Consider the following 14,571-nt stretch of genomic DNA (forward strand, 5'->3'; position numbering starts at 1 on the left):
AGGCCGTTGGACGCCGCCGCAGTTGACGACGTGCAGCAGTCGACGACGCACAGCGGTCGACGACGTGCAGGGAGGGAGGGCCCGGTGGGCCTGACGGAGATGATGGACTCCGGCGCCGATGCGCCGCCGCGCCGTCGCCGGCGCCGCCGCTGGCTGGGCTGCCTGCCGCTGGTGCTGCTGCTGGTGATCGCCGCGGGCGTGGGCCTCTACCTCGGCCGCTCGCACCACCTGCTGAGCCTCCCGGTGATCGAGGGCTGCACCGCCTCCACCCCGGACGGCATCGTCGACCTCGACGTCGACCAGATGGACAGCGCCGGAACGATCACCGCCGTGGCGGTGTCGCGGGGCCTGCCCGAGCGGGCCTCCACCATCGCGCTGGCCACCGCGATGCAGGAGTCCAAGCTGCGCAACCTCGGCGGCGGCGACCGCGACTCGATCGGCCTGTTCCAGCAGCGGCCGTCCCAGGGCTGGGGCTCCGCCGCGCAGATCGCCGACCCGGTGTACGCCACCGACAAGTTCCTGGACCGGCTGGTGGCCGTCCCCGGCTACGCCCAGCTCCCGCTGACGGTGGCCGCCCAGGACGTCCAGCACAGCGGCTACCCGGACGCCTACGCCCAGCACGAGACCGACGCCACGGTGCTCTCCGGCGCGCTCACCGGCCGCGTCCCGGCGGGGATCAGCTGCCAGGTGAACAGCGTGGGCACGGCCCCGGCGGCGACCGGCGCCTCGGCGCTCTCGGACCGGCTGCAGAAGGAGTACGGCTCGGTGGTCACCCCCCGGGTGCTGCCCGCGAGCGGCGGGTCGGGCGGGTCGGGCGACGCGGCCTCGGCCAGTGCCGCCCCGGTCGATCCGGTGGTCAGCGTGGCCCTGCACGCGGGCGCGACCACCGCGGCACAGCGCGGCTGGTCGGTGGCCCAGTGGTCGGTGGCGCACTGCCAGGACCTGCACCTGGCGTCGGTGCAGTACGCGGGCCAGGTGTGGACCGCGGCCGACTCCACCCAGGGCTGGCGGCCGGTCGCCTCCGCCGCTGCCTCCGCCCCGGCCGGGATCGCCGGGGCCGACCCGGCCGACGTGCTGATCACCGTCGCCGTCGGCTGATTCCGGAGCGGCCGAGGCTCCCGAAAGGGTGAGTCCGGCCATCGCCGGATTGACGCGCGAGAGTGTTCCCGGCCGGTGTGCCACCGGCAGTTGCGGCGATGCTGTGACGGCCGTCCGGCCTCGGGAAATCACCCGCCGAAACAATTCGGCGGCGGGCCGGATATGCCCTTTATGTCCGCAATATCCAGAAACAGATTATGCGATGTTTAGGAACTCTTTACCCAAGTCGGCCGCAACCTTCTCGCTCCTGGAGCGGTAGTCACCACGTCCGCCCGCCGGACGGGTCCTGTCACCACCTCCACGAGGAGCACCATGTCTCTCCCCCTCAAGCGCCGGATCGTCCAGGCCGCGTTCGTCGTCGCCGCCGGCGCCGTCCCGGCGCTGCTCGCCGGCTCGGCCTCCGCCGCGACCGCGCTGCCGAACGTTCCGGACCTGGGTGGGCTCAGCCAGCTCGACTCCGGGGGCCTCGGCGGCAATGCCCAGAGCGCCACCCACGAAGCGGGTCAGCTGGCCGGTTCCGGCGCCGCCACCACCGTCGGCACCGCTGTCCCCGCGCTCGCCGACGCCACCGGCGCCACCGCCGGACGGGCCATCCCGGCCTCCAGCGACATGCTGGGCACCGCGACCCAGCAGGCCGGGCACGTCGCCGGCGCCACCACCGGCTCGACCGGGAACCTCTCCGGCGTCTCCGGACTCTCCGGGCTCACCGGACTGACCGGGACCGGCCCGACCCGGGCCATGCCCGTCGGAGCCGTTCCGCAGGCCGCCCAGGCCCCGGCCGCCGCCGTACCGGCCGCCGCCCCGGCGTCGGCGCCCGCCCCGGCCGCCGCGCCCGCCGCACCGGCCAGCCCGCTGAGCACCGTCACCGGCGCACTGCCGCCGGAGACGCTGCCGCTGGGCCCCGTCGGCAGCGTGGCCGAGGGCAACCCCACCCAGCGCCTGGGCGGGCTGCCCAGCCTCGGCGACACCTCCGGCCTGGGCGGGCTCACCCACACCCTGCCGATCAGCAGCCTCGGCGGGCTGCCCGGCCTGTCGTAGTCCGGCACTGCGGCGGGGGTGGTACCGGGACTCCCGGTACCACCCCCGCCGCAGTCGTGGGCCACAGCAGCCGGGCGTCAGCCGCCCAGCCGCTGCACCGCCGCGCGGACCCGCTCGTCGGTCGCGGTGAGGGCGACCCGGACGAAGTTCGCGCCCGCCTCGCCGTAGAACTCGCCCGGGGCGACCAGCACCCCGTGCTTGGCCAGGTCCTCGACCGTGGCCCAGCAGGGCTCGTCGCGGGTGGCCCAGAGGTAGAGGCTGGCCTCGGAGTGCTCGATCCGGAAGCCGTAGGACTCCAGCGCCCCGCGCAGCGCCTCGCGCCGGGCGGCGTAGCGCCCCCGCTGCTCCGCCACGTGCGCGGTGTCGGCCAGCGCCGCCACGGTCGCCGCCTGCACCGGGGCCGGCACCATCAGCCCGCTGTGCTTGCGGATCTCCAGCAGCACCGCCAGCACCGCCGGGTCGCCCGCCAGGAAGGCCGAGCGGTAGCCCGCCAGGTTGGAGCGCTTGGAGAGCGAGTGCACGGCCAGCAGGCCCCGGTGGTCGCCGTCGCAGACGTCCTGGTGCAGCACCGAGACCGGCTCGGCGCCCTCCCAGCCCAGCTCCAGGTAACACTCGTCGCTGACCAGCAGCACACCGTGCTCCCTGGCCCAGGCGACGGTGCGCCGCAGCTCGGCGACGGTCAGCACCCGGCCGGTCGGGTTCGAGGGCGAGTTCAGCCAGAGCAGCCGCAGGCCGGTCGGGTCGAGCTCCCAGGGGTCGTCGTAGACCACGTGCTCGGCCCGGGCGAGCCGGGCGCCGACCTCGTAGGTCGGATAGGCCAGGCGCGGATAGGCCACCCGGTCGCCCGGGCCCAGACCCAGCTGCGCGGGCAGCGAGGCCACCAGCTCCTTGGAGCCGACCAGCGGCAGCACGTGGTGGTGCGTCAGCCCGCGTGCCCCGAGCCGCGCTTCGGCCCAGCCCACCAGGGCGTCCCGCAGTGCGGGCGTACCCCAGACGGTCGGGTAGCCGGGGCTGTCCGCGGCGGCGGTCAGCGCGTCCTGCACCAGCTGCGGCACCGGGTCGACCGGGGTGCCGACGGAGAGGTCGACGATGCCGTCCGGATGCGCCAGCGCCGTGGCCTTGTAGGGCTCCAGCCGGTCCCACGGGAAGGCCGGCAGCAGCCCGACCGTGCCGGTGAAGCCGGTCTTCCCGGCGGTGGAGACGCGGCGCGCCGCCCCTCCGGAGAGGGACGGCGCGGCGGTGCTGTCGTGCACGTTGCTCACGCCACGATCACTGGTTCTGCGGCGGAAGGGCCGCGATGAAGGGGTGGTCCTTCTCGATCAGACCGAGCTTGGAGGCGCCACCGGGCGAGCCGAGATCGTCGAAGAAGTCGACGTTCGCCTTGTAGTAGTCCTTCCACTCGTCCGGGGTGTCGTCCTCGTAGAAGATGGCCTCGACCGGGCAGACCGGCTCACATGCGCCGCAGTCCACGCACTCGTCAGGGTGGATGTACAAGGACCGCTGGCCCTCGTAGATGCAGTCCACCGGGCACTCTTCGATGCACGCCTTGTCCTTGACGTCGACACAAGGCTGCGCGATGACGTAAGTCACGCTGACGTTCCTCCTCGTAGGGGCTGGCTTTCGCGCACGGTAGGCGCGGCGTCGTCGATGCCCGCCCCTAGTATCGCCGTTTCAGGACGGCGGTTGCACCGGAGGTGGCGGGTATGGCGTACAACACTATCGGACGTGGACGAGCTGAGGTCCATATCACCCCGGCTGACCTGGGGCGACGCGTCTCCGTGCGGCGGATTGCGGGGATTTCGGACGAACGTCCGGTCTTCTCCGACGTGGTCGGCGTGCTCACATCGTGGGACAACGGGGTGCTGACGGTACTGGACCGGGCCGGGGAACCGGTGCTGATCAGGGAGGACGCGCTGGTCGCGGCCAAGGCGGTGCCGCCGGCGCCGGTCCGCCGGGGGGCCGGCGCGGTCGCCGCGCACCGGGCGGTGGAGGCCGTCGAGCTGGAGCGGATCGCCGCTCGCGGCTGGCCCGGCACCGACAGCGAACCGCTCGGCGGCTGGACCCTGCGGTCCGCACGCGGCTTCACCAACCGCGCCAACTCGGTGCTCACCGGCGGCGATCCCGGCCTGCCGCTGGACGAGGCGCTGGCCCTGGCCGACGACTGGTACGCGGCGCGCGGCCTGCCCGCCGCCCTCCAGGTCAACACCGGCGACCCGCTCGACGCCGAGCTGGCGGACCGCGGCTGGACGCCCCGCGCCTCGGCGCTGATGCAGACCGCGCCGCTGGCCCCGATGGTGGACGACCGGGCCGCCGCGGCGGCCGGGGTGCTGCTCGCCCGGGAGCCCGGCGCAGCCTGGCTGTCCCGCTACCGCCGGGTCACCGACCCGGCGTTGGCGCCGACCGCGCTGGCCGTGCTGCTCGGCGCGCCCTCGGTCCGGTTCGCCACCGTCCCCGACCCGGACGGCGGCGCGCCGCTCGCGATCGGGCGCTGCGCCGTGGACGGGCGCTGGGCCGGCTTCGCGGCCGTCGAGGTCGCGCCCGAGCGGCGGCGGCAGGGCCTGGCCGTGGCGGTGATGGCCGCCCTCGCCCGCGCCGCCGCCGACGAGGGCGCGGACCTGGCGTACCTCCAGGTGGAGCCGGACAACGCGGGTGCGATCGCGCTCTACGAACGCCTCGGCTTCTCCACCCACCACGGCTACCACTACCGGATCAGGCCCACCCGCTGACGCAGCGGCAGCACCCGACCCGGGCCGATACGGGCCCAGTCGCGCGCGCTCCGCATAGAATCCCCCGCGATGACCGAGGAGAGCAGAGCGCGGTTCGCCGAAGAGGCGCGGGCAGAGCGGCCCGACCTGGTACTGCTCTGCCTGCTGATCGGCTTCGAGGCCGGACTCGGCGAGATGACCGGGCTCGGCGGTCCCGGCGAGGGGGCCGCTCCGGCCGTCGACCCGCTGGACGCCGCGCTGGCCCCCAGCCTCCGTGCCCTCGGCCAGCTCGGCGCGCTCACCGCCGCGGCCCTGACCGCCGCCGGCCACCCCCGGGCGGCCCCGACGGCCCGCCGGACCCGGCCTGCACGGCCGGCCTGCTGGCCGGTGCGCTCGGCGGCTCGGCGGACCTGCGCGGCGGTCCGGCCGCCTACCGGCGGCTGGAGTCCTCGCTGCTGCACCAGGTGCTCCGCACCGGCCGGGGCCTGCCGATCACCCTGTCCGTGGTCTGGGTCCAGGTCGGCCGCAGCCTCGGCCTGCCGGTCTACGGGGTCGCCCTGCCGGGCCACTTCGTCGTCGGCGTCGGCGACCCGGACGGCGAGTACGTGCTGGTCGACCCCTTCCGCGGCGGCCGGCTGCTCGGCCCGGCCGACGCCGAAGCCCTGGTGGCCGAGGCCGGCTACCCGCTGCAGCCGGAGATGCTGCGCCCGGCCGAGCCGCTGGACATCGTGCTGCGGGTGCTCAGCAACATCCGCAACTGGGCCGCCGCCCGCCCGGAGCACGCCCGCACCCAGCTCTGGGCGACCGAGCTCTCGCTACTGCTCCCCCGGCACCCCGCCCAGCTGCGGCTGGAGCGCGGCGAACTGCTGGTCAAGACGGGCAGGTTCACCGAGGGCGCGACCGAGCTGGAGTCCTATGCGGAGATCCTCGACGCCTTCGACCCGGAGTCCGCACAGCGGGTCCGGCTGGAGGCCCGCGCCGCCCGGCACCGGCTGAACTGAGGCTTCCGCGCCGACCGCGTCAGAGCCAGCCCTTCTCCCGGGCGATCCGGACCGCCTCGCTGCGGTTGCGGGCCCCGGTCTTCTGGATCGCCGCCGACAGGTAGTTGCGGACCGTGCCCTCGGAGAGGTGCAGGTGCTTGGCCACCTCGCCGTTGGCCGACCCGTCCGCCACCGACGCCAGCACGTCCCGCTCCCGCGAGGTCAGCGGGTTGGCCCCCTCGGCCAGGGCGGCCGCGGCCAGGGTCGGATCGATCACCCGCTCGCCGCGCAGCACCCGGCGCACGGCCTCGGCCAGCTCGGACGCGGGCGCGTCCTTGACCAGGAAGGCGTCCGCCCCCGCCTCCATCGCCCGGCGCAGGTAGCCGGGACGGCCGAAGGTGGTGACGATCACGATCTTCGTCGTCGGGCGGGCGGCGTGGAGCAGCGCGGCGGCCTCGATGCCGGTGAGGCCCGGCATCTCGATGTCCAGCACCGCGACGTCGGCGTCGTGGGCTGTGGCGGCGGCCACCACCTCGTCGCCGCGCGAGACCTGGGCGACCACCTCGATGTCCTCTTCCAGGCCGAGCAGTGCGGCGAGGGCTTCGCGGACCATCCCCTGGTCCTCCGCGAGCAGAATTCTGATCATTGGTGCACGCTATCGGCACTCTCCGGGCCGAGGGCGCCGGTTGCCGAGGTCCGCAGCGGTACGGAGGCACTCAGCCGGAATCCGCGCCCCCGCGGTCCCGGGCCGGTCTCCAGGGTCCCGTCGGCCAGTTCCAGCCGTTCGGCCAGCCCGGTCAGCCCGTTGCCGGGACGGCTGCGCCTGACCCCGGCGCCGTCGTCCACGACCTCCAGCCGCAGCAGCCGGCCGCCGTCCTCGCGCGGGAACTCGGCGAGGCTGACCGTGCAGTGGCTGGCCCCGCTGTGCCGGACGACATTGGTCGCGGACTCGCGCAGGGCCCAGGCCAGCGCGCTCTCCCCGTCCGGGCCGAGGCCGGGGTGGCCGCCGGCGACGCCCGGGTCGGCGTCGACCACGATGTCGGCCGCACCGAGCGCGGTCCGGGCCGCCGCCAGTTCCACCGCGAGCTTGGGGCGCCGGTAGCCGCCGATGGCCTCGCGGACGTCCACCAGCGACTGCCGGCTGACCTGTTCGATGTCGGCGACCTGGGACCGGGCCTCGGCGTAGCGCTCCTGCTCCAGGAACCGGGCCGTCAGCTCGCTCTTCAGGGTGATCAGCGAGAGCGAGTGGCCGAGCAGGTCGTGCAGGTCCCTGGCCATCCGCAGCCGCTCGTCGGAGGCGGCCAGCGCGGCCACCGCCTGTCGGGCCTCGCGCAGCTCCTGCATCGTCCGGACCAGGCTCTGCAGGCCGGTCATGGCCGCCCCGCCGAGGAAGGCGCTGACCGCGACCGGCGCCAGTCCGTCGCCGACCGGGTCCGGGCAGCTCAGCCCGACCAGCACCAGCGCGCCGGTGACCACGGCGACCCCGGGCAGGGCGTGCCGCGGCGGCAGGGTGAGGCCGCAGGCGATGGCGGTGTAGCTGAACAGCGCGATCCAGTCGCCGCCCAGCGTGTAGCAGGTGACCAGGCCGATCACCAGCATCCCGGACAGCATCAGGAGCGCCAGCGGCCGCCACTGCGCGACCTGCCCCATCAGCTGACGGCGCACCACCAGCGTGACGTAGCAGGCCAGGAACGCCACCAGGGCGATCCAGCCGGCCGTCTTGGCCCCGGCGCCGTGCCGGTCGCCGAGCAGGTCGCTGATCGGGTAGGCCAGATAGACCATCCACAGCATCATCCAGCAGAGCTTCACCATCAGCGCGCGGCGGCTGTCCGGCGGCTGTCCGATGCGTGGCATGCCACGGGTGTCCATGGCGCGGCCTCCTTGCGAGTGGCGGCTTGGGTGTGCCGCCGCCGGGGAGCAGGGGCTCCCCGGCGGCGGGCCGGTCGGTGTCGGGCAGGTCGGCGCCGGGCGGGCGGTGGCCGCGGGCCGGTGACGGCCGGTCAGGACTCGCGGCGGTCGCGCTGGTAGAGCCAGGCGGCGAGGAGCCCGAAGACCGCCGCGTAGACCACCACCGCAGTGATCTCTCCGGCGCCGACCGAGGCGCCGGTCTGGGCGTAGCGGCCGAACTGGTTGTAGACCGCCACCGGCGTCCACTTGGCGAAGCTGCCGAAGCTGCCGCCGATCTGGAAGTAGGTGCCGCCCAGCATCAGCATCAGCATGTAGCTGATCATGATGATCGGCTGGATCGAGTCGGGCGCGGCGGAGTAGCCGAGGGCCACGCCCAGCGCGGCGAAGACGAAGCCGCCGAGCCACAGCGTCAGCCCGAGCAGCAGCCACTCGGAGACCGAGAGCCGCACCCCCTGGGAGTAGCCGACGACGAAGACCACCACGATGGCCGGCAGGGTCGAGGCGGCGGTGGCGGCGATCTTGGCGACCACATAGCCGTAGCTGGGCAGCGCGGTCAGCCGCAACTGGCGGGCCCACCCGCTCTTGCGCTCCAGCGCGATCCTGGTCGCGTTGGTGGTCATCGCCGCGGAGATGGTGCCCACGGTGGCCATCGTCACCATGAAGTACCCCTTGACGGACACCCCGCCGAGCTCTGCCAGGCCGTGGTACGCCTGCACCATCAGCAGGTAGAGGAGGACCGGGAAGACGATGGTGAAGAACATGTAGCGGCGGTTGCGGAGGATCCGCAGCACCTCGAGCTTGATCAGGGTGGTCATCGCACGCTCTCCTTGCCGGTCGAGCCGTCCAGCACGGCACTCTGGTCCTCTGCGTCCTGCTCACCGGTGATGGCCAGGAACGCCTGCTCCAGGCCCACCCCGGCGACCTCCAGGTCGTGCGGGTAGAACCCGGCCCGGTAGATCGCGGCCACGGTCGCGTCGGCGTCGCGGCTGCTGATCCGGACGGTGTGGCCGGAGACGTCCAGCAGGGTCACCTCGGGCAGGTTGGACAGCAGCCGGCGGTCGGTGTCGTCGTCCGGGCGCAGCTCGAAGGAGATCTTGCGGAGCCCGGCGCGGGCCTTGATCTCCGCCGCGGTGCCGTCGGCGATCAACCGGCCCCGGTCGACCACCAGCACCCGGTCGGCGATGGCGTCGGCCTCCTCCAGGTAGTGGGTGGCGAAGAGCACCGTCCGACCCGCGTCGACCTGCGCCCGCATCACCGCCCAGAACGCCTGGCGGGCCGTCACGTCCATGCCGGTCGTGGGCTCGTCGAGGACGATCAGCTCGCTGTCCCCAGCGGTGGCGAGGGCGAAGCGGACCCGCTGCTCCTGGCCGCCGGAGAGCTTGTCGACCATCCGGTCGGCGAGTTCGGTGATGCCGGCGGTCTTGAGCACGTCGTCGACGTCGTAGCCGCGGGGGTGGACGTCGCAGGCGAACTTCACCAGCTCGCGCACCTTGACGTCCGGCATCAGGCCGCCGCTCTGCAGCATCACCCCGACCTTGCCGTCCAGGATCGCCTGGCGCGGGGTGCCGCCGAAGAGGGTGACGGTGCCGGAGGTGGGCTCGCGGAGCCCGAGCAGCATGTCGATGCTGGTGGACTTGCCGGCCCCGTTCCGGCCCAGGAAGGCCACGGTCTCCCCCGGGTACAGCGTCAGCGACACGTCGTTGACTGCCCTGACCGAGCCGAAGTGCTTGCTGACGTTGCGGAAGGCCGCGACCTCCCCGGCGCCCGGACCGTTCCGGCCCGCCCCCGTCTGCTGCCCTGTGGAAGTACTCATCGTCTCGGCTGCTCCCTGTCCGTCTGCGTCGTCCTGCTGACAGTCATCAGACTGGCCGAAGCCGGACCGTGCCGGACAGTGCCGTGCCGCCCTATGTCGGCATGACGGATGTCATGGCCCGAGGGGTGCCCGAGGTGTTACGGCAACGTACCTGTGAGCAGGGAGTGACACTGGTGTACTCCCGTTTGGGCTACCCTCTGCGCGTCCGCAATGCTTTTGATGGGGGATTCAGCTATGGAACCGCTCGCCGCCGGTGATCCACGACAGGTCGGCCCTTACAGACTGATGGGGAGCCTGGGCGCAGGCGGCATGGGCGCGGTCTTCCTGGGCCGCTCGGCCGGCGGCCGGACGGTCGCGGTCAAGCTGGTACGCCGCGAGTTCGCCTCCGACGAGGAGTTCCGGGCCCGGTTCCGGCGCGAGGTGGAGGCCGCCCGCGCGGTCTCCGGAGCCTTCACCGCCTCGGTGGTGGACGCCGACACCGAGGCCGAAATGCCTTGGCTGGCGACGACGTTCGTGCCCGGCGTACCGCTGAGCTCGGCCGTGCGCCGGCACGGCGGCTTCGACGAGCCGGTGCTCCGCGCGCTGGGCGTCGGCCTGGCCGAGGCGCTCCAGGAGATCCACCGGGCCGGAGTGATCCACCGCGACCTCAAGCCGGCCAATGTGATGCTGGCCGCCGACGGCCCGCACGTCATCGACTTCGGCATCAGCCGCGCGGTCGAGGGCGCCGCGCTGACCTCCACCGGATTCGTCGTCGGCTCCCCCGGCTTCCTCTCGCCCGAGCAGGCGATGGGCAATCAGGTCGTGCCCGCCACCGACGTGTTCGCTCTGGGCGCAACCCTGGCCTATGCGGCCAACGGCACCGGCCCCTTCGGCGACGGTCCGACGCCGGCGCTGCTCTACCGCGTCGTCAGCCAGGAGCCCGACCTCTCGGCGATCCCCGAATCGCTGCGCCCCGCGGTGACGGCCTGCCTCGCCAAGGACCCGGCCAACCGGCCCACCCCCGCCCAGCTGGTGGCCGCGCTCAGCGAGGACGCCCCGGCGTTCAGCGGCGGCTGGCTGCCGCAGCCGGTGCTGCGCGACATCGTCGACGCGAGCGCCGTCCTGACCGGCGCCGCCGGCGGTCCGGCGGACGCGACCCACAAGCTGCAGCCCGCGCCGGTGGACGCGGCGGCCGGCGGCCCGCAGGGCTTCGGCCCGCCGACGCCGCCGCCGTTCCCGCCGCCGCAGTACGCGCCCCAGCAGGGCCAGGGCGGGCAGGGCACTCCGCCGCCGTTCCCGCCGGCCTACCCGCCGCAGCCGCAGGCCCAACCCTCGCCTTACCAGCAGTTCCCGCAGCAGCAGATGCCCTCGTTCCAGCAGCAGAGCCAGCAGCAGGGGCAGCAGCAGGGCCAGGGCGGCGGCGGTACCGGTCCCACCCGCCCGATGCCGCAGCAGGACGGCGGCGGCTCCGGCTCCGGCTCCGGCATGAGCCGCCGGACCCTGCTCGGGCTGATCGGCGGCGGGGTCGTGGTCGTCGGCGGCGCGGCCACCGCCTTCGCGCTCAGCGGCGGCAGCAAGCCCACGCCCAAGCCCGGCCCGAGCACCGGCCCGACCGGCGGCCCCAGCGCCAGCGCCACGCCCACCGGCGGCTCGTCCACCGCGCCGAGCAGCCCCTCCCCGGTCGCCTCCGGACCGCTCACCCCGGTCACCACCGCCCCCGGCACCATGGCCGGCCCGGCCGCCACCCCGGTCTGGTCGAAGGTGCTCAACGACACCGTCTACAACATGGTCGTGGGCAACGGCACCCTGGTCGCGGTCTGCATCGACTCCACCCAGGGGCTGAAGACCAGCGACGGCACGCCGGCCTGGCGCGGCACGGTCGACCTGGGCAGCGGCACCATCTCCTCGCAGCCGTACGTCTCCGGCAGCTACGCCTACGTGGTCGGCCAGAGCAACTCGGACGGCCACCGGGGCCTGGACGTGGTCAGCCTCGCCGACGGCACCACCAAGTGGTCGCTCAACGTTCCCAACCAGGACTGGGAGCTCCAGGGCGCCTACGGCATCCTCGGCAACAACCTGTACATCACCGCGAACATCGCCAGCATGTCGGCCAACGGTCTGTGGGTCGTCGACATCAGCACCCAGAAGACCGCCTACACCACCACCGGCGCCTTCGTCGGCTCGCTGGTGGTGCCGCCCAGCGGCAACACCGTCCTCGGATTCAACGAGGTCAACGAGAACGGCACGGCCAACGGCTTCAACGCCACCACCGGCCAGCGGATCTGGAGCCAGACCCCGCAGTACCTGACCACCGAGGGGCTGGGCGGCACCGACGGCTGCCTCGCCGACGGCATGCTCTTCTTCGGCGGCCAGGACCTCCACGCGGTCAACCCCAACACCGGGACCGCCAGTTGGACCCCGGTCAGCTACAACTCGATGGACATCTACGGCCCGCCGTCGACCGACGGCGCCGGACGCGTGTTCGTCACCGCGGGCTCCACGCTCTACTGCGTCCGGGCCTCGGACGGCACCAAGCTCTGGCAGTCCACCGGCGTGAACGAGTTCACCGCGCCCGGCAACGTCCTCTGCGCCAACGGCATGGCCTACGTCAACGACGACAAGGGCGTGCTGTACGCGGTCAACGCCGCCACCGGGGTCTGCGCCTGGAGCTACGCCAACCCGGCGGCCACCGGTGCCGGCGTCGACATCAGCGCGGCGGCCGACGCCGGCGGCGTCTACTACGCCATCGGCACCCAGGTGTTCCGCCTGCCGGTGAGCTGAGCCGGAGCGCACGGCGGGGCGGCGGCCGGAAGGCCGCCGCCCCACCTGCTCCGGCTGCGCTCAGCCCGCCGTCGGCGGCTTCAGCCCCAGCGAACGGCGCAGGAAGTCGACCTGGAGCAGCAGCAGGTTCTCCGCGACCTCCTCCTGCGGAGTCATGTGGGTGACCCCGGACAGCGGCAGCACCTCGTGCGCGCGCCCGGCGGCGAGCAGCGCCGAGGACAGCCGGAGCGAGTGCGCGACCACCACGTTGTCGTCGGCCAGGCCGTGGATCAGCTGCAGCGGACGGGTCAGCTTCGCGGCGTCGGCGGTGAGCGAGTTGGCGGCGTAGACCTCGGGCCGGACGGCCGGGTCGCCGAGGTAGCGTTCGGTGTAGTGGGTGTCGTAGAGCGTCCACTCGGTCACCGGGGCGCCGGCCACGGCCGCGTGGAACACGTCCGGGCGGCGGAGCACCGCCAGGGCCGCCAGGTAGCCGCCGTAGGACCAGCCGCGGATACCGACCCGGGTGAGGTCGAGCGGGTACTCCTCGGCGAGCGCCTGCACCGCCTCGACCTGGTCGTCGAGGGTGGACCCGGCGAAGTCGAAGGCGATGGCCTTCTCCCAGCCGGGGCTGCGCCCCGGGGTGCCCCGGCCGTCCGCGACCACGACGGCGAAGCCCTGGTCGGCGAACCACTGGGAGACCAGGTGGGCGTTGTGGGCAGCCAGCACCACCTGACCGTGCGGGCCGCCGTACGGGTTCATCAGTACCGGCAGCAGACCGTCGCGCTCGCGGTCGTAGCCGGTGGGCAGCAGCACCGCGGCCGGGATCCGGCTCTTTCCGGCCAGGGTGAGCACCGGGCGGGCGGTGAGCACCGGGTTCTGCGCCAGGGAGGCGATCACCGCGACCTCGACCCCGTCGCGGACCACCCGGACCAGCGCGCCCGGGCGGTCCGGCGCGGCGGAGACCAGCACGGTCAGCCCGCCGCTGCGGACGGCCGAGTGGTAGCCGGGCTCGGTGCTGACCCGGGCGATCCCGGCCTCGGCGACCCGGTAGACGTGGACCTCGCCGACCTCCGGCGACCCCTCCGCGGCGGCGCCCTCCCCGGCGGAGGCGGAGAGCAGGATGTCGTCGGCGCCGACGTCCAGGACCGCGCGGACGTGCAGCGCGTCGCCGGTCAGCAGCCGGGCGCCGACCGCCAGCGCACGGACGCCGCCCTCGTCCGCGATCCGGACCAGTCGGCCGTCCTGGGTCCAGGCCGGGACGCCGGGGAAGAGGTCGAGCCAGACCGGGTCCTCCTCGGCGTGCACCGGGGTGGTCGCGCCGGTGGCCGGGTCGAGCGCCAGGAAGAGCTGGCTGTGCTGGTCCCTGGCCTGGACCAGCAGCAGCGGCGGGCCGCCGGCCGACCAGTGCACCCGGGCCAGGTAGGGGTAGGCCGCGCGGTCCCACTCCACCTCGGTCCGGCTGCCGTCCAGGCCCAGCACGGCGAGCGAGACCTCGGCGTTCGGGCTGCCGGCCTTCGGGTAGGCCACCTCGGTCGCGGGGCGCTCGGGGTTGGCCGGGTCGGCGATCCACAGGCGCTGCACCGGAGCGCTGTCGACGCGGGCGGCCAGCAGCTGGTCGCCCTCGGGGGCCCACCAGTAGCCGTGGCTGCGGTACATCTCCTCCTGGGCGATGAACTCGGCCTGGCCCCAGACCACGTCGTCGTGCTCGGGCGAGGCCAGGGCGCGGTCGCCGCTGCCGTCGGCGGCGATCACCCGAAGCTCGCCGCCGGTCGTGGCGTAGGCGATGTGGCGGCCGTCGGGGGCGGGGCGCGGGTCGAGCACCGGCCCGGCGGCGGGCAGCTCGCGGGCCCCCTCGGCCAGCAGGTCGGCCAGGAACAGCCGGCCGGACAGTGCGAAGGCGGCGGCGGTCACCTCGGCGTCGGTGGCGTAGCCGACGACGCCGGAGGAGCTCTCCCGGCTGCGCTCGCGGCGGGCCCGCTCCTCCGGGGTGAGCTCCTCGCCGCCGGCGCCCAGCAGCGCGGCCGGGTCGGCCGCCACTCGCTCGGATGGCGCACCCTCGACCGGAAGATCGAGTACCTGGAGCAGGTTCGCCCGTTCGGCCCCGCCGGCGGACCGGAGGAAGACCACCCGGCGGCCGTCCGGGGAGACGGTGAAGGATCGGGGGGCACCCAGGGTGAAGCGCTGCGTCCGCGAGTGCTGGCGGGGGAAGGAGATCTCCTTGGTCATCCCCCGACCCTAGTCCGAGGCCCCGACGGCGGGAAAGGTCCGCCGACGAACCGTCGAAACCCCC

At 74.1% G+C, this 14,571-nt stretch carries 12 protein-coding genes; 5 read left to right on the forward strand and 7 right to left on the reverse strand.

What is annotated here, in order from left to right; translation table 11 throughout:
• Positions 1-102: 102 nt before the first annotated feature.
• Together BS75_RS15430 and BS75_RS49315 are read left to right on the forward strand one after the other, a co-directional pair.
• Positions 103-1,098 (forward strand): hypothetical protein, encoded by a 996-nt coding sequence (locus tag BS75_RS15430; protein WP_042438461.1) that lies wholly within the window; start codon positions 103-105, stop codon positions 1,096-1,098.
• A 312-nt stretch (positions 1,099-1,410) separates the two neighbouring features.
• The gene (locus tag BS75_RS49315; protein ID WP_052069434.1) at positions 1,411-2,136 is read left to right on the forward strand and encodes a hypothetical protein; all 726 of its coding nucleotides are present in this window, start codon (positions 1,411-1,413) and stop codon (positions 2,134-2,136) included.
• Between the two features lie 77 nt (positions 2,137-2,213).
• Here the strand turns inward: BS75_RS49315 and dapC are convergent, their stop codons facing one another.
• Entirely contained in the window at positions 2,214-3,296 is a 1,083-nt protein-coding gene (gene dapC, locus BS75_RS15440) for a succinyldiaminopimelate transaminase (RefSeq protein ID WP_034093110.1), read from the reverse strand.
• Between the two features lie 109 nt (positions 3,297-3,405).
• On the reverse strand, positions 3,406-3,726 hold the full coding sequence (gene fdxA, locus BS75_RS15445; RefSeq protein WP_034088644.1) for a ferredoxin: 321 nt from the start codon (positions 3,724-3,726) through the stop codon (positions 3,406-3,408).
• 113 nt (positions 3,727-3,839) lie between these two features.
• Here fdxA and BS75_RS15450 point away from each other — a divergent pair, with 113 nt between their 5' ends.
• Both BS75_RS15450 and BS75_RS52200 read left to right on the forward strand, forming a co-directional pair.
• Positions 3,840-4,862, forward strand: coding sequence for a GNAT family N-acetyltransferase (locus BS75_RS15450; RefSeq protein ID WP_174515060.1), 1,023 nt, complete (start codon positions 3,840-3,842; stop codon positions 4,860-4,862).
• 389 nt (positions 4,863-5,251) lie between these two features.
• Positions 5,252-5,842, forward strand: coding sequence for a transglutaminase family protein (locus tag BS75_RS52200; protein WP_408022592.1), 591 nt, complete (start codon positions 5,252-5,254; stop codon positions 5,840-5,842).
• 19 nt (positions 5,843-5,861) lie between these two features.
• Here BS75_RS52200 and BS75_RS15460 read toward each other — a convergent pair whose 3' ends face one another.
• The 4 genes from BS75_RS15460 to BS75_RS15475 all read right to left on the reverse strand — a co-directional run bounded on the left by BS75_RS15460 (position 5,862) and on the right by BS75_RS15475 (position 9,542).
• Positions 5,862-6,467, reverse strand: coding sequence for a response regulator transcription factor (locus BS75_RS15460; RefSeq protein WP_034088646.1), 606 nt, complete (start codon positions 6,465-6,467; stop codon positions 5,862-5,864).
• Positions 6,464-7,690: a sensor histidine kinase gene (locus BS75_RS15465; protein ID WP_034088647.1), complete on the reverse strand. Its 1,227-nt coding sequence runs from the start codon at positions 7,688-7,690 to the stop codon at positions 6,464-6,466. Before BS75_RS15465 ends, BS75_RS15460 begins: the two co-directional genes overlap by 4 nt.
• Before the next feature lie 131 nt (positions 7,691-7,821).
• Positions 7,822-8,544, reverse strand: coding sequence for an ABC transporter permease (locus BS75_RS15470; RefSeq protein WP_034088648.1), 723 nt, complete (start codon positions 8,542-8,544; stop codon positions 7,822-7,824).
• Positions 8,541-9,542, reverse strand: coding sequence for an ABC transporter ATP-binding protein (locus tag BS75_RS15475; RefSeq protein ID WP_042438415.1), 1,002 nt, complete (start codon positions 9,540-9,542; stop codon positions 8,541-8,543). The genes BS75_RS15470 and BS75_RS15475 overlap by 4 nt, the downstream gene beginning before the upstream one ends.
• 234 nt (positions 9,543-9,776) lie before the next feature.
• Here BS75_RS15475 and BS75_RS44300 point away from each other — a divergent pair, with 234 nt between their 5' ends.
• Positions 9,777-12,302, forward strand: a complete 2,526-nt coding sequence (locus BS75_RS44300; protein ID WP_081982346.1) for a protein kinase domain-containing protein — start codon at positions 9,777-9,779, stop codon at positions 12,300-12,302.
• A gap of 60 nt (positions 12,303-12,362) precedes the next feature.
• On the opposite strand, the gene BS75_RS15490 is transcribed toward BS75_RS44300, so the two are convergent.
• Complete coding sequence (locus BS75_RS15490) at positions 12,363-14,507, reverse strand: alpha/beta fold hydrolase (protein ID WP_034088650.1); 2,145 nt, start codon at positions 14,505-14,507, stop codon at positions 12,363-12,365.
• Positions 14,508-14,571 lie beyond the last annotated feature (64 nt).

It is taken from the genome of Streptacidiphilus albus JL83 (genome assembly GCF_000744705.1).
Classification (GTDB): Bacteria; Actinomycetota; Actinomycetes; order Streptomycetales; family Streptomycetaceae; genus Streptacidiphilus; species Streptacidiphilus albus.

What these genes read in the sequence shown, in the direction of transcription:
- BS75_RS15430 (WP_042438461.1), top strand. Translation starts at nt 103, where the DNA reads ATGGACTCCGGCGCCGATGCGCCGCCGCGCCGTCGCCGGCGCCGCCGC.
- BS75_RS49315 (WP_052069434.1), top strand. Translation starts at nt 1,411, where the DNA reads ATGTCTCTCCCCCTCAAGCGCCGGATCGTCCAGGCCGCGTTCGTCGTC.
- BS75_RS15450 (WP_174515060.1), top strand. Translation starts at nt 3,840, where the DNA reads ATGGCGTACAACACTATCGGACGTGGACGAGCTGAGGTCCATATCACC.
- BS75_RS15460 (WP_034088646.1), bottom strand. Translation starts at nt 6,467, where the DNA reads ATGATCAGAATTCTGCTCGCGGAGGACCAGGGGATGGTCCGCGAAGCC.
- BS75_RS15465 (WP_034088647.1), bottom strand. Translation starts at nt 7,690, where the DNA reads ATGGACACCCGTGGCATGCCACGCATCGGACAGCCGCCGGACAGCCGC.
- BS75_RS15470 (WP_034088648.1), bottom strand. Translation starts at nt 8,544, where the DNA reads ATGACCACCCTGATCAAGCTCGAGGTGCTGCGGATCCTCCGCAACCGC.
- BS75_RS15475 (WP_042438415.1), bottom strand. Translation starts at nt 9,542, where the DNA reads ATGAGTACTTCCACAGGGCAGCAGACGGGGGCGGGCCGGAACGGTCCG.
- BS75_RS44300 (WP_081982346.1), top strand. Translation starts at nt 9,777, where the DNA reads ATGGAACCGCTCGCCGCCGGTGATCCACGACAGGTCGGCCCTTACAGA.
- BS75_RS15490 (WP_034088650.1), bottom strand. Translation starts at nt 14,507, where the DNA reads ATGACCAAGGAGATCTCCTTCCCCCGCCAGCACTCGCGGACGCAGCGC.